At 73.2% G+C, this 21,386-nt stretch carries 19 protein-coding genes and 1 riboswitch; of the genes, 4 read left to right on the plus strand and 15 right to left on the minus strand.

Going from position 1 to position 21,386, the window contains the following annotated elements; genetic code table 11:
* Positions 1 to 208: 208 nt before the first annotated feature.
* The 8 genes from KBX43_RS02150 to KBX43_RS02185 all read right to left on the minus strand — a co-directional run bounded on the left by KBX43_RS02150 (position 209) and on the right by KBX43_RS02185 (position 6,706).
* On the minus strand, positions 209 to 1,444 hold the full coding sequence (locus tag KBX43_RS02150; protein WP_210882693.1) for a glycoside hydrolase family 16 protein: 1,236 nt from the start codon (positions 1,442 to 1,444) through the stop codon (positions 209 to 211).
* A gap of 113 nt (positions 1,445 to 1,557) precedes the next feature.
* On the minus strand, positions 1,558 to 2,838 hold the full coding sequence (locus KBX43_RS02155) for an MFS transporter (RefSeq protein ID WP_187694609.1): 1,281 nt from the start codon (positions 2,836 to 2,838) through the stop codon (positions 1,558 to 1,560).
* Positions 2,835 to 3,410: a helix-turn-helix domain-containing protein gene (locus KBX43_RS02160; protein WP_210882695.1), complete on the minus strand. Its 576-nt coding sequence runs from the start codon at positions 3,408 to 3,410 to the stop codon at positions 2,835 to 2,837. The genes KBX43_RS02155 and KBX43_RS02160 overlap by 4 nt, the downstream gene beginning before the upstream one ends.
* A gap of 61 nt (positions 3,411 to 3,471) precedes the next feature.
* Positions 3,472 to 3,909, minus strand: coding sequence for a VOC family protein (locus KBX43_RS02165; protein WP_187694610.1), 438 nt, complete (start codon positions 3,907 to 3,909; stop codon positions 3,472 to 3,474).
* A gap of 109 nt (positions 3,910 to 4,018) precedes the next feature.
* A complete protein-coding gene (gene smpB / locus KBX43_RS02170) occupies positions 4,019 to 4,510 on the minus strand; it encodes an SsrA-binding protein SmpB (RefSeq protein ID WP_166457646.1) in 492 nt (163 codons plus the stop codon).
* On the minus strand, positions 4,483 to 5,142 hold the full coding sequence (locus KBX43_RS02175) for a lysoplasmalogenase (protein WP_247677077.1): 660 nt from the start codon (positions 5,140 to 5,142) through the stop codon (positions 4,483 to 4,485). Before KBX43_RS02175 ends, smpB begins: the two co-directional genes overlap by 28 nt.
* An 11-nt stretch (positions 5,143 to 5,153) precedes the next feature.
* Positions 5,154 to 5,981 carry a sterol desaturase family protein gene (locus KBX43_RS02180; protein ID WP_043323784.1) on the minus strand — a complete coding sequence of 276 codons (828 nt, stop codon included), beginning with the start codon at positions 5,979 to 5,981 and terminating at the stop codon, positions 5,154 to 5,156.
* The gene (locus tag KBX43_RS02185; protein WP_210882704.1) at positions 5,978 to 6,706 is read right to left on the minus strand and encodes a FadR/GntR family transcriptional regulator; all 729 of its coding nucleotides are present in this window, start codon (positions 6,704 to 6,706) and stop codon (positions 5,978 to 5,980) included. Before KBX43_RS02185 ends, KBX43_RS02180 begins: the two co-directional genes overlap by 4 nt.
* Before the next feature lie 137 nt (positions 6,707 to 6,843).
* Here KBX43_RS02185 and htpG point away from each other — a divergent pair, with 137 nt between their 5' ends.
* Positions 6,844 to 8,736 (plus strand): molecular chaperone HtpG, encoded by a 1,893-nt coding sequence (gene htpG, locus KBX43_RS02190; protein WP_113972780.1) that lies wholly within the window; start codon positions 6,844 to 6,846, stop codon positions 8,734 to 8,736.
* A gap of 66 nt (positions 8,737 to 8,802) precedes the next feature.
* On the opposite strand, the gene KBX43_RS02195 is transcribed toward htpG, so the two are convergent.
* Genes KBX43_RS02195 through KBX43_RS02205 form a run of 3 tightly spaced genes read right to left on the minus strand, consistent with a single transcriptional unit; the run spans position 8,803 to position 11,620 of the window.
* Positions 8,803 to 9,501 carry an SDR family oxidoreductase gene (locus KBX43_RS02195; RefSeq protein ID WP_043323789.1) on the minus strand — a complete coding sequence of 233 codons (699 nt, stop codon included), beginning with the start codon at positions 9,499 to 9,501 and terminating at the stop codon, positions 8,803 to 8,805.
* A gap of 33 nt (positions 9,502 to 9,534) precedes the next feature.
* Entirely contained in the window at positions 9,535 to 10,011 is a 477-nt protein-coding gene (locus tag KBX43_RS02200; RefSeq protein WP_043323791.1) for a helix-turn-helix domain-containing protein, read from the minus strand.
* A gap of 46 nt (positions 10,012 to 10,057) precedes the next feature.
* Positions 10,058 to 11,620, minus strand: a complete 1,563-nt coding sequence (locus KBX43_RS02205; RefSeq protein WP_210882706.1) for an LLM class flavin-dependent oxidoreductase — start codon at positions 11,618 to 11,620, stop codon at positions 10,058 to 10,060.
* 172 nt (positions 11,621 to 11,792) lie between these two features.
* A riboswitch (cyclic di-AMP (ydaO/yuaA leader) is annotated at positions 11,793 to 11,938 on the plus strand.
* Between KBX43_RS02205 and KBX43_RS02210 the strand changes: the two genes are divergently transcribed.
* Both KBX43_RS02210 and KBX43_RS02215 read left to right on the plus strand, forming a co-directional pair.
* Positions 11,937 to 12,581: a transglycosylase family protein gene (locus tag KBX43_RS02210; RefSeq protein ID WP_113972778.1), complete on the plus strand. Its 645-nt coding sequence runs from the start codon at positions 11,937 to 11,939 to the stop codon at positions 12,579 to 12,581. (Overlaps the previous riboswitch by 2 nt.)
* Positions 12,582 to 12,764: 183 nt before the next feature.
* A complete protein-coding gene (locus KBX43_RS02215; RefSeq protein WP_043323797.1) occupies positions 12,765 to 13,214 on the plus strand; it encodes a YbaB/EbfC family nucleoid-associated protein in 450 nt (149 codons plus the stop codon).
* A gap of 134 nt (positions 13,215 to 13,348) precedes the next feature.
* Here the strand turns inward: KBX43_RS02215 and KBX43_RS02220 are convergent, their stop codons facing one another.
* From KBX43_RS02220 to KBX43_RS02235, 4 genes are all read right to left on the minus strand, one after another.
* Positions 13,349 to 15,412 carry a M4 family metallopeptidase gene (locus tag KBX43_RS02220; RefSeq protein ID WP_043323799.1) on the minus strand — a complete coding sequence of 688 codons (2,064 nt, stop codon included), beginning with the start codon at positions 15,410 to 15,412 and terminating at the stop codon, positions 13,349 to 13,351.
* A gap of 404 nt (positions 15,413 to 15,816) precedes the next feature.
* Positions 15,817 to 18,135, minus strand: coding sequence for a transglycosylase domain-containing protein (locus KBX43_RS02225; RefSeq protein WP_113972777.1), 2,319 nt, complete (start codon positions 18,133 to 18,135; stop codon positions 15,817 to 15,819).
* Positions 18,136 to 18,327: 192 nt separating this feature from the next.
* Positions 18,328 to 18,993, minus strand: coding sequence for a hypothetical protein (locus KBX43_RS02230; RefSeq protein ID WP_113972776.1), 666 nt, complete (start codon positions 18,991 to 18,993; stop codon positions 18,328 to 18,330).
* A gap of 130 nt (positions 18,994 to 19,123) precedes the next feature.
* Positions 19,124 to 20,278: a hypothetical protein gene (locus KBX43_RS02235; protein ID WP_233514655.1), complete on the minus strand. Its 1,155-nt coding sequence runs from the start codon at positions 20,276 to 20,278 to the stop codon at positions 19,124 to 19,126.
* A 152-nt stretch (positions 20,279 to 20,430) separates the two neighbouring features.
* Between KBX43_RS02235 and KBX43_RS02240 the strand changes: the two genes are divergently transcribed.
* Complete coding sequence (locus KBX43_RS02240; RefSeq protein WP_069088619.1) at positions 20,431 to 21,366, plus strand: diacylglycerol kinase family protein; 936 nt, start codon at positions 20,431 to 20,433, stop codon at positions 21,364 to 21,366.
* Positions 21,367 to 21,386 lie beyond the last annotated feature (20 nt).

Genomic DNA, 21,386 nt, shown 5'->3' on the forward strand with positions numbered 1-21,386 from the left:
GTGGGTGGGGGGGGCGGGGGGGGGGGTGGGGGGGCCGCACCTCATGCCCGCGATCTTGCACTTTGTGCCCGGGCGAACGGGACATTCGGGGCGCGACTCGGGCCGAAAGTGCAAGATCGCGGGTGCGGGTGCGGGTGCGGGTGCGGGTGCGGGTGCGGGTGCGGGCGGGGCGGGCGGGTGCGCCGCCCGCCCCGGGCCGGGACGCCGGTCAGCGGCGCCACTTCTGGTTGGCGGCGCCGGTGCAGTCCCAGATCTGCAGCCGGGTGCCGTCGGCCGAGCTGGGACCGGTGGCGTCCAGGCACTTGTTGGCCTGGGGGTTCACGATGTCGCCGGCCGCGCTGAACACCCACTTCTGCGCGCCGGTGCCGTTGCAGTCGTAGAGCTGCACCTTGGCGCCGCTCGCCGTGGACCCGGCGGCCACGTCGAGGCACTTGCCGAGCGCGCGTACCGAGCCGTCGGCGTTCCAGTTCCAGCGCTGGGCGGCGGTGCCGTTGCACGTCCAGAGCTGCACCGGGGTGCCGTTCGCGGTGCCGGCGCTGGCCACGTCGACGCACTTGTTGCCGTACCCGGTGATCTGGCCGCCGGTGCCCCCGCCGCCGTTGTCCCAGGCCTGGACCCGGACGTAGTCGATGGTCATGGTCTGCGGGAACGTCGTGCTGCCGTCCGGCGAGCCGGGCCAGTTGCCGCCGACCGCCACGTTCATGATCATGAAGAACGGGTGGTCGAAGACCCACCGGTTGCCGCCGATGTCGGCGGGCGTCTTGCGGGAGTACGCCACGCCGTCGAGGTACCAGGTGATCGAGTCCGGCGCCCAGTCCACGGCGAACGTGTGGAAGGCGTCGGCGAGCGCCTGCCCGCCGGGCAGCGAGGTGGAGGCGCCGACGCCGCTGCCGCCGGAGTAGCCGGGGCCGTGCAGCGTGCCCCAGACGGTCGACGGCGCGTAGCCGACGTTCTCCATGATGTCGATCTCGCCGCTGCCGGGCCACGGGTTCGTGCCGATGTCGTTGCCGAGCATCCAGAACGCCGGCCACAGCCCCTGTCCACGCGGGACCTTGATGCGCGCCTCGAACCGCCCGTACGCCTGGGCGAACGTGCCGTTGGTGAGCAGCCGGGCCGAGGTGTACTGGCAGCTTCCGTACCAGCAGTTGTAGCCGCCGGGGTTCTCCCGGCGGGCGGTGATGACCAGGTTGCCGTTGCCGTCGAGCGCGGCGTTGCGGGTGCTGTTGGTGTAGTACTGCAACTCGTTGTTGCCCCAGCCGCCGCCACCGATGTCGTAGCGCCACTTGCTCGCGTCGGGCGCGGCGCCGGCGGGGCCGTTGAAGTCGTCGGACCAGGTGACCGCGCCGGGGGCGGCGATCGCGGGGGAGTGGGGGACGACGGTGAGGGCGGCGGTGAGGCCGACCGCTGTCACCGCCAGGGCGGCTAGGGTACGGATGGTGCGCACGGGGCGCCTCCTGCGGGGTGGTGGCCGTTTCCGTCACGGCGGCCGGCCCCGCCGAACGGTTAACAAACCATACAAATAGACTTCGATGAAGGTATGAACGAAGTCGGTCGATGTCAAGAGAGCGTTTCCCGCCTGCGGTCCGAGGCGGGCTCGGGCTCGCGCTGCCGCACCACTGTGGGCCGGCGCATGTCCCGCCACGGGCCGCCCAGCAACGGCGTCAGCACCACCAGCAGGTAGCAGGCGCCCATCACGACCAGCGTGGACGTCGGGCCGAACCGGTCCGCGGCGAATCCCGCGCCGACCGCGCCGGCCGGCATGGCCGCCCACGCGCCCGCGCCGATCACGCCGTACACCCGGGCCCGCATGGCGGGCGGCACCCGCTCCAACTGGACCGCGCCCATCAGCGGGTTGAGCGCGCCGGCGGCCAGCCCGGCCATCGCCACCACGGCGGCCACCACCGGCAGCGGCGGTGCGGCGGCGAGCGCCCACAGCGGTGGGGCGCCGCACAGCGCGTACGCGGTGACGAACGTGGCCCGGCGGGGCAGGCGGTGCCCGATCGCGCTGAACACCAGCGAGCCGACCAGCGCCCCACCACCCATGACGCCCACCAGCAGGCCGAACGCGGCCGGCCCGCCGAGTTCCCGTTCGGCGACCACCGGCAGCAGCACCTGGCTCTTGGCCGCGTCGAACAGGTTCGTCACCAGCACCAGCAGGACCATGGCGCGCAGCAGCGGCTCGCGGACCAGGAAGCGCAGCCCGGCGGCGAACTGCCGCCAGTAGCCGCCGGTCTCCGGCTCGCTCCCGTCGTCGGACGGCCGCAGGCCACGCGGCACCAGCAGTGTCACCACGAGCGCCGACACGGCGAACGTCACCGCGTCCAGCGCCAGCACCGGCACCGCCCCGAACACGCCGACCAGCAGGCCGGCCAGGGGTGCGCCGATCATCCGGGCGCCGCGCGAGGTCGCGTCCTCCCACCCGGCCGCCCGCTCGATCGGCACCCCGGCCGCCGCCGCGGCCTCCGGCAGCAGCGCGGTGCGCGCGGTCTGCCCCGGCGTGTCGAGCAGTCCGCTGACGAAGACCAGGGCCAGCAGCGCCGGGAACGGCAGGCCGACGGTGGAGTGCAACAGGGGTACGGCGGCGATCGTCACGCCGGAGACCACGTCGGCGAGCACGCTGGAGCGCCGGTAGCCGATCCGGTCGACGAGCACGCCGCCGAACGCGCCGCCGAGCACCACCGGCGCGGTGGCGAACGCGCCGGCCAGCCCGGTGGCGCCCGGCGAGCCGGTTTCGGCCAGCACGTAGAGCGGCAGCGCGATGAGCGTGAGCACGTTGCCGGTCAGCGAGACGGCGTGCCCGATCAGCAGTCCGGCCAGCGGCCGGCGGTCGCGGGTCACCGCGGCCCCCGGTACGCCTGCCAGATGAGCGTGACCATCTCCGCGCCGGGCCGGCCGGCGGCGCCGCGTTCCCGCCAGCGCCGGCCCAGCTCGGACAGTTCGTCCCGCAGCTCCACCAGCTCGTCGGGGGTCAGGCGCAGCACCGTGTCGCTGCTCGTGGTGCCGCGGATCCAGGCCGGGTCGAGGTCGGCCTCCGATTCCAGGTACGCCTGGTAGCGGTCCACGTAGCGCTGCATGGCGGCCTGGCGCAGCAGGTTGCCGGCGAGCCGGCGCTCGGGGTCGTCGAGCAGTTCGAGCGGATCCCAGTCGGTGGTGGCGTGCGCGGCCCGCCACCACCGTTCGCGCCGGTCCCGGGCGAGTTCGGGGGCCTCGGTCACGAAGCCGTGCTCGGCCAGCTTGCCGACGTGGTAGCTGACCGAGCCGACCGCCTCGCCGGTCCGCTCGCTCAGCATGCCGACGGTCTGCGGGCCGCGCAGGCGCAGCTCGCCGAGCAGCCGCAGCCGGGTGGGGTGGGCCAGCGCCCGCATGGCGCGCGGGTCGCTGAGGCGCCGGTTGCCGGTTCCGTCGGTCATGCCGTCAGGCTAGACCGACAAGAAGTAATGTACAAGGAGTCTTGTCGAATTTCCTCGGGTCTCAGTCGAGGCAGAACTCGTTGCCCTCCGGATCGGTCATCAGCACGTGCCCCGCCTCCAGCGGGGGAGCGGGCTCGAAGCGCCCGACGCGCGTCGCGCCGAGCGGAACGAGCAGGTCGGCCGCCGCCTCCAGCGCCGCCATCCGGGCCTCGCCGGTCAGGCCGGGCGCGGCCCGGACGTCCAGATGCACCCGGTTCTTGATCCGCTTGGACTCCGGCACCCGCTGGAAGAACAGTCGCGGACCGGCGCCCTCCGGGTCGACCACTGCCGAGGCGTCGTTGTGCCGCTCCGGCGGAACGCCCATCGCGGTCAGCGCCTGCTCCCACGAGTCGAAGCCCTCCGGCGGGCCCTGGACCCGGTAGCCGAGGACCTCGGCCCAGAACGCCGCCAGCTTCGCCGGGTCGGCGCAGTCGATGGTGATTTGCACGTCGCGGGCCATCTCGGCTCACCTTCCGTCGGTCCCGCCGGCGAACCGGCGGCACGTGTGATCGGTCGCCGTCCAGCCTGCCGGAGCCAGCGGACAGCGACTGTCCTCAACACGGGACGGATCAGGTTCGGCGGCCGGTAGTGCGGCCCTTGAGCCGGCGACCCATCTCGCGGGCGATCTCCTTCTTCGCGTCCCGCTCGGCCAGCGCCTGACGCTTGTCGTACGACCGGCGGCCCCGGGCCAGGCCCAGCTCCACCTTGGCCCAGCCGTCGGCGAAGTACATCGACAGCGGCACCAGCGTGACGCCGCCGTCGCGCAGCTTCTCCAGGATGCGGGCGATCTCCACCCGGTGCAGCAGCAGCTTGCGGGTGCGCCGGGGCGCGTGGTTGGTCCAGGTGCCGAAGCCGTACTCGGCGATGTGCAGGCCGTACAGCATGATCTCGCCGTCGCGCTCCTGGGCGAACGCGTCGACAAGCGACACCCGCCCCTCCCGCAGCGACTTGACCTCGGTGCCGGCCAGCACGATACCCGCCTCGTACGTCTTGAGGATGTCGTAGTCGTGCCGCGCCTTCTTGTTCGAGGCGATCAGCTTGCGCCCGTTCTCCCTGGCCACGCGAGCAGGGTACCCGCGGGCGGCGACTCCGGGCCGGTCGCCGGGCGGGTCGCGGCCACCCAGCCGGTGGTGATCAGCAGCAGCGCCGCGCAGTAGGTGGTCATCACCAGCAGGCCCCGCCCGGGCAGCTCGATCCCGGCCGCGCCCACGCCGATGAGCAGGTCGGAGACGAGGAAGAACGCGCCGCCGGCGGCGACAGGCGCGGACACCCCGGCCGCGGCGGCGGCCATCAGGCACAGCGCCAGGCTGTAGCCGAGCACCGGCAGCCGCAGCGGCCCGAGCGTGCCCCACAGCAGCGCGTTCGCCCCGGCCCAGGCGAGCAGGTAGCCGGCCCACGCCACGACCGGCGCGCGCCGGTGCCGGACGAAGGCGGTGATGAACGCGATCTGGGTGACCAGGAAGAAGCCCATGCCGGCCAGGAACGCGGTGTCACCCTCCAGGAGCAGGGCGACGTCGCCCGCGGTGGCGGCGACCAGGCCGACCGCCACCGCGTCCACCCGGCGGCGGCGCGCCCAGAGGTACGCCAGCAGCACCGGCGCGAGCAGCGGCTTGGCCAGCCACTGGAGCACCGTCGAGTCGAGCGCGACCCCGACCAGTTCGACGGCGGCGACCAGCCCGAACAGGAGCAGCATCCAGGAGCGCCTCATCGGGCCGGCTGCCAGCCCGGGCGGCCGAACAGGTAGCCGAGTCGGTGCCGCCAGCAGTCGGCCCGGCGTACGTCGGACCAGATCGCGGCGAACTCGTGGGTGGCCACCCGCAGCGGGTTGTAGGTGCCGATGTTCTTGGTGAGGCCGTAGCGCGCGGAGGCCCGCTCGGGCTCGAACGTGCCGAACAGCCGGTCCCAGATGATCAGGATGCCGCCGTAGTTGCGGTCCAGGTACTCGGTGTTGGAGCCGTGGTGCACCCGGTGGTGCGACGGCGTGTTGAAGATCCACTCGATCGGCCGGGGCAGCACCCTGATCCGTTCGGTGTGCAGGAAGAACTGGTAGAGCAGGCTGACCGACTGCTGCAGGAAGATCATCCACGGCGGAATTCCGAGCAGGGCCAGCGCGAGCCAGAACGGCAGCGAGGTCATCGGCGTCCAGCTCTGCCGCAACGCGGTCGAGAAGTTGTAGTAGACGCTGGAGTGGTGGACCACGTGGCTGGCCCAGAGCACGCGCACCTCGTGGTGCGAGCGGTGGAACCAGTAGTAGGCCAGGTCGTCGGCGAAGAACAGAATCACCCAGGTCCACCAGTCGCCGGGGGACAACTGCACCGGCGCCACGGTCCACAGCGCCGCGAACAGGCCGACGGTGAGCAGCTTCCACGGGAAGCCGATGATCTGGCTGCCCAGCCCCATGGACAGGCTGGTGGTGGTGTCGCGCAGCTCGTAGCCGCGCTCGTCGTCGTCGGGCAGGAAGCGGTAGGAGACCGCCTCGATCACGATCAGGAGCAGGAACGCCGGGACGGCGTACAGCACGGCGGGGATCATGCGCGCGCTTCCCTTCCGGGGGTGGTGGTGGGGGTGGGGGTGACCGGCGCGGTCAGCAGCTCCCGGGCGTGCCGGGCGGCCGCCGCGCCCTGACCGGAGGCGATCGAGGTGGCGAGACGGCGGTGCCCGGCGACGTCGAGCAGTTCGGCCGCGCGGGCGTCCGGGGGGACGTCACCGACCGCGAACGTGCCGGCCACCAGGCTGTTGAAGGCGAGCTGGTAGGCGGTGTTGCCGCTGCCGCGTACGACCAGCCGCCAGATGGCGATGTTCGCCTCGTTCATCAGGTCCAGGTCGGGGGCCAGGTCGCCGTACTCCTCGGCGGCCCGGACCACGGCGGCGACGACGGCCGCGTCGCCGCGCTCGGCGCACAGCCGGGCCGCGTCGATCCCGACGCACGCCCGCATCTCCAGCATGTCGCGCACCAGCGTCTCGACCGGGAGTACGTCACCGGAGCGGGCCAGTGACAGCGCCAGGTCCAGCCCGGCGTGGACCCGCCAGTCCAGCACCCGGGTCGCGCCGCCCTGACTGACCCAGACCAGGCCGAGCTGCTGCAGGCGGCGCAGCGCCTCCCGGACCGCGTGCCGGTTGACCGCGAACGCGCCGGCCAGCTCGCGCTCGCCGGGCAGCGTCTCGTCCGGCGCGTACCGGCCGGAGACGATCGCGTCGCGCAGCCGGCCGAAGACGTGGTCGGAGACCGAGACGCGGGGCGCGGGATCGAAGGTCATGCGCAGCAGTGTGGCCCCGTACACATCAACCCGTCAACTGGTTGTACCAGTCGAATTCCGGGGCGGCCGGTGCGTGCCGCAGCGGTCACCCCTCGTATCCTTTCCGCCGTAGGAGCCGCCAGAGGGAAGGAGCCGGTGTGAGCGACGGGGTCGAGACGTTGGAGTTCCAGGCCGAGGCCCGTCAGCTGTTGCAGCTGATGGTGCACTCGATCTACTCGAACAAGGACGTCTTCCTGCGCGAACTGATCTCGAACGCGTCCGACGCGCTGGACAAGCTGCGGCTGGAGTCGCTCGTCGACAAGGACCTGCCGGCCGACACCTCCGACCTGCACATCGAGATCGAGGCCGACAAGGACGCCCGTACGCTCACCGTGCGGGACAACGGCATCGGCATGACCCGTGACGAGGTGGTCCGCCTGATCGGCACCATCGCCAAGTCCGGCACCGCCGAACTGCTGCGCAAGCTGCGCGAGTCCTCCGACGCCGCAGCGTCCCAGGAGCTGATCGGCCAGTTCGGCGTCGGTTTCTACGCCACGTTCATGGTCGCCGACAAGGTGACGCTGCTGACCCGCCGCGCCGGACAGTCCGGCGGCACCCGCTGGGAGTCCACCGGCGAGGGCACGTACTCGATCGAGGAGGTCGAGGACGCACCCCAGGGCACCTCGGTCACGCTGCACCTCAAGCCCGTCGACACCGAGGACAACCTGCACGACTACACCGCCGAGTGGACGATCCGGGAGATCGTCAAGCGCTACTCCGACTTCATCTCGTGGCCGATCCGGATGACGGTCGACAAGCCCGGCGAGGACGGCGCCACCACCCGCGAGGAGCAGACGCTCAACTCGATGAAGGCGCTCTGGGCGCGCTCGCGGGACGAGGTCGACGAGGCCGAGTACAAGGAGTTCTACCGGCACGTCGCGCACGACTGGGCCGACCCCCTCGAAACCATCCACATGCGCGGCGAGGGCACCTTCGAGTACGAGGCGCTGCTGTTCCTGCCGTCGCACGCCCCGCTGGACCTGTTCTCCCCGCAGGGCCGCCGCGGCGTGCAGCTCTACGTCAAGCGCGTGTTCATCATGGACGACTGCGACGCGCTGATGCCCAACTACCTGCGCTTCGTCAAGGGCGTGGTGGACGCGCACGACCTGTCGCTGAACATCTCCCGGGAGATCCTCCAGCAGGACCGGCAGATCCGCGCGGTACGCCGCCGGCTGGTCAAGAAGGTCCTCGCCACGCTCAAGGACATGTCCGCCGAGTCGTACCGCACCTTCTGGACCGAGTTCGGCGCGGTGGTCAAGGAGGGTCTGCTGGAGGACGCGGACAACACCGAGACACTGCTGGAACTGGTCCGCGCCGCCAGCACCCACGACCCGGCCGAGCCCACCACGCTGCGGGCGTACGTGGAGCGGATGAAGGACGGGCAGAGCGAGATCTACTACGCCACCGGCGAGAACCGGGCCACCATCGAGAACTCGCCGCACCTGGAGGCGTTCCGCGCCAAGGGCTACGAGGTGCTGATCCTCACCGACCCGGTGGACGAGGTGTGGGTCGAGCGCGTCGGCGCGTACGACGGCAAGACGCTGCGCTCGGTCGCCAAGGGCCAGGTGGACCTGGAGACCGAGGAGGAGAAGGAGAAGGCCGAGGCCGAACGGCAGGAGTACGCCGACCTGCTCACGTTCCTCGGCGGCGCGCTCGCCGACAGCGTCAAGGAGGTTCGCCTGTCCACCCGGCTGACCACCTCGCCGGCCTGCGTGGTGGGCGACGCGCACGACATGACGCCGACGCTGGAGAAGATGTACCGGGCGATGGGCCAGGAAGTGCCCCAGGTCAAGCGGATCCTGGAGCTGAACCCGGCCCACCCGCTGGTCACCGGGCTGCGCAAGGCGCACGGTGAGGGCGGCGACACGGCCGCGCTGACCGAGACCGCCGAGCTGCTGTACGGCATGGCGTTGCTGGCCGAGGGCGGCGAGCTGGCCGACCCGGCCCGGTTCACCCGCATCCTGGCCGACCGCCTGGCCCGCGGCCTGTAGGTGCAAGGAAGGGCCCCTTCTTATCGCCCAGGCGATAAGAAGGGGCCCTTCCTTGCATGCGGGCGCTCAGGGGAGGGCGGGGTAGAGCGCTGCCACCCCACCGGACAGCCCCGCCTGGACCCGGCGGGCGACGTCGTCGGCCAGGATCTCGTAGCTGTCGGACTCGATGCCGTCGGCGGCGAGCCGGGCGACGTCGGCCGGGTGCGCCTTCGGGCCGGGCACGGCGGCGGCCATCTCGGTGTCCATGTAGCCCACGTGCAGCCCGGCGACCCGGACGCCCCGGCCGGCCAGTTCCAGGCGCAGCGCGTTCGTCATCGACCACTCGGCGGCCTTGGCCGCGCCGTACGCGCCGACGCCGGGGATCGTGAACCAGGACAGCGCCGACAGCACGTTCAGGATCGTGCCGCCGCCGTTCGCCGCGATCCGGGGCGCGAACGCGCGTACCACCGACAGCGTGCCGAGGTAGTGCGTCTCCAGCTCCAGCCGGATCTGCGCGAGGTCACCGTCGAGCAGGTCGGCGCCGGTGCTCACGCCGGCGTTGTTCACGAGCAGCGTCACGTCACCGGCCCGCTCCGCGGCGGCGGCCACCGAGGCGGGGTCGGTGATGTCGAGGCGTACCGGGGTGACGCCGGGCAGGTCGACGGTGTCCGGGTTGCGGGCGCCGGCCCAGACGGTCGCGCCGCGCGCGACGAGTTCGGCGGCCAGGTGCCGGCCGAAGCCACGGTTGGCGCCGGTGACCAGGGCGGTGCTTCCAGCGATCTTCATGTCTCGCTCCGAGGGGTGGGGAAGGAAGGTGGGTCAGGCGGACAGCAGGCCCGGACCGGGCAGGACGGCCAGCTCGCCGGGCGGTACGTCGTGTCCGGCGTCGCAGCGCAGCCGGGCGTGCACGGCCGCGCCGCACTCGTCGTGGGTCAGCCGGACGGCCGGGCCGGCCTCGTCGGCGGCGTACGTGTCGCCCCACTGCCGCAGCGCGACCAGCACCGGGATCAGGTCGCTGCCCTTGGCGGTGAGCACGTACTCGTCGCGGGTGCGCTGCCCGGGCTCGCGGTAGGGGCGCCGGTCGAGCAGCCCGTCGGCGACGAGCTGCTTGAGGCGTGCGGCGGCGACGGGCTCGCTGACGCCGACCCGCCGCGCGAAGTCGTCGAAGCGGCGGGTGCCGAACGACGCCTCGCGCAGCAGGAGCAGCGTGGTGCGGTTGCCGACCACCTCCAGCGCCCGGGCGATCGAGCAGTTGGCGGTGGACCAGGAGTCACGCTGGGCAAGGAGGTCCGTCATGGCGTCGACGGTACCCCCTGACTTAGGAAATCAAAAGTCAGCTACCTCACAGCTGGCCGGGGAAGAAGCCGTGCCGGGCCAGCGGCTCGACGATCTGGTGCTCCTCGTACGACAGGTGCGACAGCAGCGTGTCGGTGAGCAGGTCCACCGCCTCCTGGAGCTGCGTGAAGTCGCCGGGCCGGTGGACCAGTTCCACGAGCGCCCGGTCGACGCCCTCCACCACCCCGTGGATCACCACGTGTTCCTCCTCGAGGCGGTCGAGCACGGCCGCCAGCCCGGCCTCGGAGCGGCGCAGGTGCGGGAAGATCGAGGCGTCCTCCAGCCCGTGGTGCTGGGTGACCATGGTGCAGTAGGCCGCGCAGTACGCCCCGAGCGTCCAGTTGTTCTGCCGCATGGTCATCTCGTTGAGCGCCGCCCGCGCCCGGCCCGGCGAGACGGCGCCCCGCTTGACCTGTTCCAGCAGGTCGCGCACCTGGGCCAGCTCCTGGCGCAGGTGGTCGTGCACGTCCACCAGGTGCTGCCCGGCGGCCTGCCCCCGGGGTGGGTAGACCTGGCCGGCCGGAGGCGGCGGGGCGGTCGGCCGGGTCGACTCGTCCCAGGGGCGGCGCGCGCTCAGACGTACCCCCGGGTCGGGGGTGGGGGTGACCGCCAGCGTGGCCGCGCCGCCGGTGGCGGCTGTGTCGTCGGCGACCGCGCGGGCCCCGCTGCCGGGCGCGGTGCGCTCGGCGGCGACGAGTTCGCGGACCGCCGGCGCGACCTCCTGGGCGAAGATCTGGATCGCGCGCGGCTCGTCGCTGCCGAGGATGAACGTGGTGATGCCGTGCTCCAGCGTGAGCCTGGCCAGCTCCTCCACCCACTGCTCCGGCGGCCCGGCCAGGAAGCCGGCCGACGAGCGCGCGAACGTGCCGGTCACGTTGAGCATGCGGCGGATCTCGGCCGGGTCGCGCCCGGCGGCCTGCGCGCCCTCGTCCACGAGCGCGTTCAGGGCGGGCAGCTCGTCGGGGCCCTTGGGCAGGTAGGACAGGGAGGGCAGCCAGCCGTCCGCGGCGCGGCCGACCAGGCGCAGCATGCGCGGCTTGTACGCGCCGACCCAGATGCCCACCCGATGCGCGGGCGCCGGACCGCGCTTGGCGCCGACCACCCGGTAGTGCTCGCCGTCGACGCGGATCATGCCGCGGCGGTCGGTGTCCCAGACCTCGCGGATCACCCGGATCGCCTCGTCCAGGGCCTCGACCGCCGCGCCGGGGGACAGGCGCCGCCCGCCCGTCGCCTCGATCGCGTCCCAGAACGCACCCGCGCCGAGTCCCATCTCGACCCGGCCGCCGGTGAGCAGGTCCAGGCTGGCCACGCTGCGGGCCAGCACCACCGGCTGGCGCAGCGGCAGGTTGAGCACGTTGCCGGCCAGGCGGATGCGCTCGGTGACGGCGGCCACGTAGGACATCAGCGTCCAGGTGTCCAGGAACCCCGGCTGGTACGGGTGGTCCTGGAACGTGACCAGGTCCAGCCCGACCTGTTCGCAGAGCGTGGCCAGCGCCACCACCTGGTCGGGCTGCCCGGCGGCGGGCGTGATGAAGCCGCCGAAGGTGAGCTCGTGTCCGTGATCGGTCATCCGTCCCGCCCCTCCCGTGATCTTGCTCGGCCCTGCCACGGTAGCTCCACAGGTGGTAGCCCGGCCGGGTGAACACCATCACAAGAAGTGGACGATCGTCGCAAACCGTCCTTAGCGTCGGTTTCGTTCGCATTCGCGGGCACCGCGGGCCGGAAACGCCAAATCCCGCCGCCGGCCCCGGTAACCGAACCTCGTGCGGGAGCGGGGGAACCACACGTTCCACGGTGCATCGTCACCTCGGGGTGAAGCCGCCACCGGCGGCCGGGCTCCTCGGCCCGAACCCGACAGCTCACCTCGTCGGCGTGGAGGAATCCACATGGCAACTGCATACTCGGCCCGAAGCCGCCGTACCGCTCTCGGAGCGGTCCTGGCCGGCGCCGCCGTCGGCGCCGCGAGCCTGTTCGGCCCGGCCGCACCGGCCAGCGCGGGCGTCAACTGGGACGCGGTCGCGCGCTGCGAGTCCGGCGGCAACTGGAAGATCAACACCGGCAACGGCTACTACGGCGGGCTCCAGTTCTCCCGCGCCACCTGGAACGGCTACGGCGGCCAGAAGTACGCCGCCCGCGCCGACCTGGCCAGCCGGTCCGAGCAGATCGCCGTCGCGGAGAAGGTGTTGCGCGGCCAGGGCATCGGCGCGTGGCCGGTCTGCGGCAAGAAGGGCGGCTCGGCGAACGCCGCGGCGACCCGGTCCGAGCGGGCGGCCCCGAAGAAGGCCACCTCGAAGAAGTTCGCCCCGAAGCGGGCCGCCACGCGTAAGGCCGCGCCGGAGCGGGCCGCGACGACTGCGGCGCCGCAGCCGTCGGCCGGGACGTACGTGGTCCGGCGCGGGGACACGCTGTCGGAGATCGCCGTGGCGCAGCGCGTCGACGGTGGCTGGCGTGCCCTGCACGAGCGCAACCGGGCAGTGGTCGGCGACGACCCCGGCCTGATCTTCCCCGGTCAGCGGCTGCGTCTGCGCTGATCTGGTCCGGACGCCCGGCCGGGTCGCCGGGGCGGGGCGTCCGGCCGCCCGCGACACGCCGCGCCGCCGGTGTCCGGCCTGCTCGCGGCGCCGGACGCCACCCGTGACGGCCGCTGACCGCGATTCGTCGGAGCCGGTTGCTAGGGTCACGATGATCGGCTCAGACGTGAAGAAAGCGCGGAAATGACCAACGATCCGTTCTCGGCGGCCGCGAGCATCGACGAACTGCTGACCCGCACGCAGCAGGCGCTCACCGCGATGCGCTCCCGGGCCTCGGAGCACGCCGACGGCGAGCCGGGCGACCTGCTGCGCGCCGAGGGCACCGCAGCCGACGGCCGGGTCCGCGCGGTCGCCGTTCAGGGTGGCCGGCTGGATTCCGTGACGATCGACCCGGACTTGGCCGGCGAGCCCCTCGACGTCCTGTGCGGACATGTCACCGCCGCCGCCAACGCCGCGCTGTCCGAGCTGGACGCCCGGGTCAGCGCGTCGGCGCGGGCCGACGCCGACGCGCTCGCCGCCCGGCTCGGCAGCATGGGTGACCAGGCCGAGCTGTTCGGTCGCGCGATGCACGAGGCGGCCGCGCGGATCCACCGCGACCGCGGCACGGCGTCCCAGGCCGGGCGTCCGGCCTGACCCGACCGCACACGGCCCGGCACGACGCGGCGCCGCCCCGGCACGTGGCGGCGGCCACGCGCGACGCGGCACCGCCCGGCACGACGATGCGGCCGGCCGCCGGGAGGACGACGACCGGCCGCGCTACGCCACGGTCAGCTCAGGGTGACCGCGGTGTCGTCGACGACGAAGGACGTCTGCAGTGAGCTGTCCTCCACGCCGCTGAACGAGATGGTCGCCGTGGTGCCTGCGAGCGACGAGATGTCGAAGGACCGCTGCACGTAGCCGGTGGCCTTGTTCAGGTTGGAGTAGGTGGCCAGCGTGGTGCTGCCGGCCTTGACGGTGAGCTTGTCGTACGCGGTGCCGGTGGTCGTCTCCGCGCTGTCGATGTGCAGCCAGAAGCTGAACGTCGCGCGGCATCCGGCCGGGATCGTCACCGACTGACTGAGCGTGTCGGTGTGCGACGAGCCGTACCCGTCCAGCCACGCCTTGTACGAGCCGCCGTGGGCGGCCTGGCCGCTGTCGGTGGTGATGACGCCGGACGAGGCGGTCCAGCTCACGTTGCCCGACTCGAAGCCGGGGTTGGCGAGCTTGTTGCCGGAGCAGCCGCCCGACGGCGGGGTGGTGGTGGCGGTCGGCGTGGGCGTCGGGGTGCCGCCGGCGCAGGTCGGCTCACCCGACTGGGCCGGCACGCTGACCGCCGCCCAGGCCGCCTTGACCGCGTTGAACTCGGTGCAGCTGCTCGGGTAGAGGTTCTTCGCCGCCTGCAACGTCCAGACGCGGTACTTCAGGTAGGACGAGGACGACGTCTTCAGCAGCATGGCGTTGTACATGATCTTGATGGCCTTCTGGATGCCCAGTCCGCTCACGCTGCTGCTGTTGCAGGTCGAGCTGGACGGCTGCCCGTTGGTCGGGCTGCTGCCGTTGGCCAGCAGGTAGAACCAGTGGTTGCCGGGCCCGGCCGCGGCGTGCACCTCGGTCGACGGGATGCTGCTGGAGTAGCAGTTCGGGTCGCCGAGCGCCGACGGGTTGTACATGTTGCGGATCGGGCCGGAGCCGACCAGGTTGATCTTCTCGCCGACCAGGAAGTCCGGCGCGTCGTAGCTGGACGGCTCGTTGGCGAACCACTCGGTGGCCGCGCCGAACGTGTCCGCCACGAACTCCTGCGTGCCGCCGCCGGAGATGCCGCCGGGGGTGTTGTCGTCGATGCCGTGGCCGATCTCGTGCGCCACCACGTCCAGCGAGCCGATCCACTGACCGGCGGTGTTCTTGCCGATCTGCACCTGGCTGCCGTCGTAGTAGGCGTTCTGGTCGTTGAGGCCCACCCGGATCGGCCAGTAGCCGCCGTTGCCGTTGGCGCCGTTGCGGCCCAGCCACTGGGCGAGCATCTTGTGCTCGGTCTGCGCGGAGAACAGCGCGTCCACGCAGCCGGTCTCCTTGTTCGTGGCGGTGCCGTTGCCCCACACGTCGTCGGAGCCGCTGAACGTGGTGTTGTTCGCCGCGTCCTGGCAGCTCAGGTTCGTGACGGTCGGGTCCTTCATGGTGTACGTGGAGCCCGACTGGGTGGTGTTGAGCGTGAGCGGGCTGGGCCCGTTCCAGGCGCCGGTGCCGGTGCCGCGTACCACGTGCTCCTGCTTGCGCAGGACCGCGCCGGTACGGGCGTCGACGTCGACGGTGAGCCGGCTCGGGCCGTCCGCGCTGGTGCCACGTACCGTGGTCTCCCAGGCCAGCGCCGGTGCGGCGCCGAGCGTGTAGACGACGAGCGTGGTGCCCTCGACGGCGCTGACGGTCTTGAGCTGGGCGCGCGCCGTGGCCGCGGCGGCGGCCTGGGTCAGCGCGGGCGTGGTGGCGAGGGCGCCGATCGGCCGCTGCTGGGCGACCGAGGCGTACTTGAGGTTGCCGGCGGAGTCGGTGGCCAGCACGAAGTCGCCGCCGACCACGGGCAGGCCCTTGTAGGTGCGCTCGTACGGCACGTACTGGGTGCCCTCGGAGGAGATGACCGGCTTCTGGACGAACGCGTCGTCGGAACCGGCCTGGAGGTAGGCGGGGCGGTTCGCGACCAGCGCGCGGGTCGAGTCGGCGGCGGCCGCTCGGGCCTGGGCCGGGTTGGGGGCGGCGGGCCCGGGTGGCGCGGCCTGCACGGCCGCGGCGGTGCCGGCGGCGATGACGCCGGCCGCCGCCGCGCCGGTGAGCGCGGCGAGGCGAGGTGAGAGTTTCACGGAGGTTTGCTCCTGTTCTACAGGCGCGCCGCACGAGCCCGGTGGGGACGGGCGGCGCGGTGGTGCGAGGCAGGGTGACGGCCGGTCACCGGAGCTGCCGGCGTGGCTCCGGGTCGACAGATCGACCGTCGCGATTCGCCGGGGGTCGGCGGTTCGCTGGTGCACAATCACACGCCGCGCGACCCGTGAGCAATGGGTGACCTGGGCAACGGCTGGCAGTCGGGCGTGTCGCCGCGCGCGTCGTCCCAGGCAACCATGATCTTCAATAGGCCCTGATCAGGGCGAACATTGCCGACAGTGGATGGGGGCCCGTGCAAATTGCGGACGTTGCCTATGTGCGCGAATGGCGCACATAGACGCGAGGACGCCGCCGCACGCGGGCCGCCACCGCGCGGCCGGGCACGTCAGCGCGGGCCGCGGGTCCGCGTCGGCGTGATCGTGGGCGGCGGTGGCAGCGTGGGCGTCAGCGTGGGCCGCGACGTCGGCCGCCCGGTCGGCTCCGGGCTCGGGCTGGGGCTCGACGGGGTCGGGCTCGGGCTCGGGGAGTCCGACGGTGTGGGCGCGGCGGTCGACGGCGGCGGCGCCGACGCGGTCGGCTCCGGGGTGTCGCCGGGAAACTTCGGCTCACCGAAGCGGTACTTGCCCGGGTCGAGCTTCATCGCCTCGGTGGCCTTTGTCATGAACTGCCGCCAGATCGGCGCGGCACCGGTCGAGCCGTACACGTCGTAGCTGCCGTCGCTGGTCCGCAGCGGCTTGCCGTCGGTGGTGCCCAGCCACACGGCCGAGGCCAGCGCGCCGGTCCAGCCCACCATCCAGGTGTGCACGTTCTGCGTGGTGCTCTTCCCGGCCTGCCAGGTGCCGGTCTTGCCGGCGGAGTCCCAGCCGTTGTCCAGCTTGGCCGCCCGGACCCGGCGCAGCGTCCAGTCCATCTGGTCGACGGCCTCCCGGTCCAGCCCGAGGTCGGTGGTGCGCAGCTGCTCGGTCCACACCTCCTCGTCGTCCTTGCTCACCGACCGGACGAAGTGTGCGTCGGCGCGCTTGCCGCCGGCTGCGAACGTGGCCATCCCGTTCGCGTGGTCCTGCACGGTGATGCCGTACTGCCCGATGCCGACCTCGGTGGAGAACCGCTTCGCCACCTCGTCGGCGGGGTCGCTGCGCAGGTCGACGCGCTGCGGTCGGGGGTTGCCCCGGACCGTCTCCCACATCGACTCCACGCCCGCCTGCCGGGCCATCTCGATCACCTTGTCCGTGCCGAGCCGCTCGGTCAGCTCGAAGTAGGTGACGTTGAGCGAGGCGACGGTGGCCTCCCAGAGCGCGCAGTCCGGCTGGCAGGGCGCCCGCTCGGCGTTGCGGATCGGCCCGGCCGCGCTGCCCTTGGTGCGCCCCGAGGCGGGGAACTCCTTGGTGTCCGGCGAGTCGAACCGCTCCTTCACCGAGATCCCGTCGCGCACGGCGGCGGCCAGGTCGTACACCTTGAACGACGACCCCGGCGGATGCTGGCCGAAGCCGCGGGCCTGGCCGTCCTCGTCGGAGTACCAGCCCGCGTAGTCCGCGCCCGAGCCCTTGTCGCCGCCGTAGTAGCCGAGCACCCGGCCGGTGCCCGGCTCCACCGCCACCAGCGCCGCCTGCCAGTTCCGCGGCTGCCCGCGCACCGCTCGCGGAGCGGTGTCCCGGCGGATGTCCGCCGCCGCCTCGGCCGCGTCCTGCACGCGCTTGTCGATGGTGGTGACGATGCGGTAGCCGCCGTCCCGGATCACCTCGTCCGGCTTGCCGCGGAACGGCTCGGTCCCGCGCAGCTCGGCCAGCACGTGGTTGACCACCAGGCCGGTCGGCCGGTCCAGGTCGGACCGGCCCGCGTCCTTGTCGATCGGCCGGACCGTGTCCGGGTACGCGAGGTCCGCCGCCTGCTGCGACGTCAGGTAGCCGAGCTTGACCATGCCGTCGCGGATGTAGTTCCACCTGTCGATCGAGTTCTGCTTGGCCAGCGCGTTGCGGCGCGGGTCGTAGCCGGGCGTGCCCTCGGGGTCGGCCGGATCCGCCTCCGGCTGCTTCACCATGGCGCAGAGCACCATCGCCTCGGCCTGGGTGAGCTGCCGCTCGGGTGGGGCGTCCCGGCGGACCGTCTTGCCGAAGTACGTCTGCGCGGCCGCCTCGATCCCGTACGCTCCCCGGCCGAACGGCACGGTGTTCAGGTAGAAGCCGAGGATCTCCTCCTTGGTGTACGCGTCGTCGAGCTTCCACGCGATGACCGCCTCGCGCAGCTTGCGGGAGTAGGTGACCCCGCGCAGGTCGGCGGCGATGCGCGCGTACTGCTGGGTGAGCGTGGACGCGCCCTGCCGCTGCCCGCCGCTCACGTTGGCCCAGGCGGCGCGCAGCACACCCTTGAAGTCGATGCCGCGGTTGGTCCAGAAGGTCCGGTCCTCGGCCGCCACGATCGCCTGCTTGGCCGAGTCGTTCATCTGGTCGTACGGCACGATGGTGCGGTTCTGCGCGCCCAGCTTCGCCATCGGCGTGCGCCCGTCGGCGTAGAAGACGGTTGTCGACTCGGGCAGCTTCAGGTCGCTGGGCGTGGGCACGCTGTCGAAGTAGTAGCCGCCCGCGACCAGGCCGCACCCGGCCAGCAGCACGCAGACCGCGAGGACGACCGGCAGGCGCCGCCGCTTGCGCTTCGGGCTCGCGGTCGTGGCGCCGGCCGGCCCCGGGGTCTCTCCCGTTCCTCGCACCGTTACCTCCGGTCGCTCGGCGAAGTCGTGCCCGGCTCGCAGGCTAACCGAGGTAGGGCGCCCGCACCGGCCGACGACGTCGGGGCAACGGATCAACCTCCGGCTCGCCGAGGCCGAGCACAGCGACGTCCCCGTGAAGGCGGCGGGCGGGAGCCGGGGCGGCTGGGTGGCCGCCCCGGCCCGGTCAACCGGTCAGCGCGCCGCCCGGTCGGTGGCCCGGCCGTCGCGGTCCGGGCGGCCGAAGCCGCGGTGACGCACCGGCCAGCGGTCGTTGCCGCCCGCACGGAACGGCGTCGACCGCCACAGCGCCCGCAGCTCGGTGCCGTCCGGGGCCGCGAAGGCCTCCCGTGCGGTGTAGCCGAGCCGCCGCAGCAACTCCTCCTGCTCCCCGGCGCACGGGTGCGCGTAGGTGGGCAGGCTGAGGGTGTCCATCCGGCGCTGCGCCCCGGCGAGCGCCTCCGCCGCACCGCCCCGGGGAGCGGCCAGCAGCGCCAGGTTGTTGTGCGGCTCGACCGGACGCCGGGCGGCGAGCGCGTCACCGAGGCGGCGGAACCGCTCCTCGTCCGGGCCGGCGGCAGCGGCGAGACGATCGGCGTACCGGTGGGGCGTCGGGATCGGCCGGTAGCGGTGGAACCACACGGTGGCGGCGCTGCCGTCGGGCAGCAGGAACGCGTCGCCGAACAGCAGCGCGTGTTCGGTCCAGATCCGCGCCACGGCGGCGAGGACCGGCAAACGGCGCGGCGCGTCGGGGACGAGCCAGGCCGCCAGGGCGGTGGGCATCAGGGCCTCGGCGACGAGATCGGCGATGCGGCCGATGTCGCACCACCGGGCGCGGGCGACGGGCAGGGCTGTGCTCATGAACGAACTCCTGTTTCACAGGCATGATCGGGTCTGGTGCGGGCGCCGGACGACGGCGCCGCCGCGCAGGCGCGGCAGTCGGGCGGGACACGCCCGTGCTCCGGATCGCATGTGGTCCTGTGAAGTCCGCTCAGGCGGGTCTGGTGCCGGGCCGTGACGTGCGGGAGGCCGGCAGGCGTTCGTGCGACGGGCGCCCGTACTGGTGGGCGAGCGTCGGCAGCCCCCAGCGGCACGCGTCCGCGTCGGCCGCCTCGCTGTGCACCGCGCCGCCGGCATGGCTGGCGCCGTCGTACGGCTGCGGCGCGACGGGGGTCGGGGCGAAGTCGGCCGCCGTGCGGACAGCCTGCGTCGCGCTGCGCGCGGCGGCGCCCCGTTGTTCGACGGCGAAGGCACGCGCCACCGGGCCGGCGGCGACCGTAACGCTGTCGCCCGCGCGGGCCGGCGCAGCCGGGCGGGCCTTCACGGCCGGATCAGCGGTGCCGGCCGGATCAGCCGGACCAGCCGGATCAGCCGGGTCGGCGGGGGCTGTCGGGTCACCGGGGTCGGTCGGGTCAGCGGGGTCGGCCGGGTCCGGCTGCGACGCCGCCGGTGGGTCGAGCAGATCGGTCACCGGGCTGAGCGGGTCGAGCACCGGGTCCAGCGGCGCGACCACCGGTTCCAGGCCCCGCCAGACCGGACCGAGAATCGGGCTCAGCGGCTCCACGACCGGGGACAGCACGTCCGCGACCGGTTCGAGCACGCCCTCCGTGACCGGGCCGGTGAGCGGGCGCAGGGCCTCCGCGACGGGCGTGAGCAGGTGATCGCGTACCGGGTCGGTGGCCGGGCGCAGGCCCTCGGTGACCGGGGTCAGCACGTGGTCGCGGACCGGCGTCACCACCGCCTCGACGACGCGGCCGGTGACCGGCGTCGTGGCGGCCGGGGCCGCCTCCGGGGCCGCCTCCGGGGGCGTCGCCACGGCCTTTCCGGGCGTGGCCGTGCCGGATGTGGCCGTGCCGGGCGCGTCAGCGCTCGGCACGGTGGCGTCGGCGGCGGGAGCTGTCGTGCCGGATGCCGGCGCGGCGGCGGGTGTGGACTCGACACCGACGGCCCCGGACGCGGGCAGGCCGAGAACCGCGCCGAGTGTGTGGGTCAGAGTCTCCACGGTGGCCGTGAGCGGCGGACGGTCGGCGGCGTGGGCGGCCGAGCCGGCCGCCACCTCGTGCGCGCCCCAGACGGCTGCCACGCCGCCGAGCAGCAAACCGAGGCGCAGCGTGTAGTACGCCACCCACCCGATCCGTCGCGTCATCGCACACCCTCCGGATCCGCGCCCGGCGGCGCGGATCATCGTCCGCACTGTACCGAACGTGGCCGTCCGGGCACAGTACGCCGCGAATCGGTTTCGGGCGCGTCGCGCCGGGCGCAGGCGTGGGACGCGCGCGCTCCGGGTACAGCGGAACCATGAACACGAGCACGGCCGAGCGCCCGGCCACCGCCCCCGCCGCGCCCCCGGCCGGTGTGGTCGCCGTCGTCGCCCATCGGAAGAAGACGTTCGGGGGAGGGCTCGACGAGCTGCGCTCCCGGCTCGTCGCCGCCGGGGTCGGGCGGCTGCTCTGGTACGAGGTGCCGAAGAGCCGCAAGGCGCCCAAGCGGGTCCGCGCGGCGCTGGACTCCGGCGCCGAGCTGGTGCTGGTGTGGGGCGGCGACGGCATGGTGCAGCGGTGCGCCGACGCGCTCGCGGGCAGCGGCGTGCCGATGGGCATCCTGCCGGCCGGCACGGCCAACCTGTTCGCGGTGAACCTGGGCATCCCGGTCGACCTGCCCGAGGCGGTACGCATCGCGCTGCACGGCCGCCGCCGCGAGCTGGACCTGGGCCGGATCAACGGCGAGCACTTCGCGGTGATGGCCGGCGCCGGGTTCGACGGCGACCTGATCCGGGACGCCGACCGGCAGCTCAAGGGCCGGTTCGGCCGGATCGCGTACGTCTGGACCGGGCTGCGGCACGTGCGCGGCGAGTGCGTACGGACCCGGATCCGGGTCGACGGCGCGGACTGGTTCGACGACGAGGCGAGCTGCGTGCTGTTCGGCAACGTCGGCACCATCACCGGCGGCATCCCGGCCTTCGACGACGCCCGTCCGGACGACGGGGCGCTGGAGGTCGGCGTGTCCACCGCCAGCGGCGCGGTGGACTGGGCGCGCACGCTGGGCCGGATGGCCGCCGGGCGCTCCGAGGAGTCGCCGTTCGTGCGGATCACCCGCGGTCGCAAGATCACGGTGCGGTTCGACGCGCCGAAGACGTACGAGCTGGACGGCGGCGCGCGGGGCAAGGCGAAACGGCTCAAGGTGAAGGTGGTCCCGGGCGCGCTGACGGTGTGCTGCCCCGACCCGCCGGACTGACCGCGTTCTGGCCGGGGCAG

Source organism: Micromonospora sp. C41, assembly GCF_018070485.1.
GTDB classification, from domain to species: Bacteria; Actinomycetota; Actinomycetes; order Mycobacteriales; family Micromonosporaceae; genus Micromonospora; species Micromonospora chalcea.